Annotated in this window: 1 protein-coding gene; it reads left to right on the top strand. The window is 76.8% G+C overall.

All coding sequences use genetic code 11. The annotated features are described in order from the left end of the window. On the top strand, window positions 1-736 hold a 736-nt coding region (locus HO151_RS03675), incomplete at both ends, for a glycoside hydrolase family 3 C-terminal domain-containing protein (RefSeq protein ID WP_173894671.1).

Genomic DNA, 736 nt, shown 5'->3' with positions numbered 1-736 from the left:
CGCCGGACCCGGCCCTCCTCGCGGGCCGCACCGACCTGCCCCCGCTCACCACGGACGCCGTGGGCACCGATTTCGCGCTGGCCGACTGGGGCGGGGGCGTCCTGACGCTGCGCGCTCCCGACGGCCGCTACCTCTCGGTCGCCGAGGACGGCTTCGTCCGCGCCTCGGCGGACCGGCCGGGCGGCTGGGTCGTCCAGGAGACGTTCCGCCTGGAGCCGTACGTGTCCCGCGGTCCTCATGGCACCGGTCACCTCCTGAGACACCTCGGCACGGGGCGCCACGTCTGTGTCACCGCCGGCGGCGTGAAGGTTGCCGACGGAAAAGACGAGGCCGGCGAGAACGGCGAGGGCGGCGAGGGCCCGGCGGTCTTCCGCGTGGAGGTCACGGAGCGCGGCGAGGACGCGGTGGCGCACGCCGCGGCCTCCGCCGACGTCGTCCTCGTGGTCGTGGGCAACGACCCGCACATCAACGGCCGCGAGACGCAGGACCGCACCACCCTCGCCCTCCCGGACCACCAGCGGCGCCTGCTGGACGCGGCGCGGGCCGCGAACCCGCGCACGGCCCTGGTGATCACGTCCTCGTACCCCTACGCGACCGGCACCGCGGACCTCCCCGCGGTCCTGTGGACCGCGCACGGCGGCCAGGCGGCCGGCACCGCGCTGGCCCGCGTCCTGGCGGGCGACGTCTCCCCGGCGGGCCGCCTGCCCCAGACCTGGTACGCCTCCGACGCGGACCT

The organism is Streptomyces sp. 8P21H-1 (assembly GCF_013302945.1).
The sequence above is the reverse complement of the archived record's forward strand: the minus strand, read 5'-3'. Positions and strand labels throughout refer to the sequence as shown.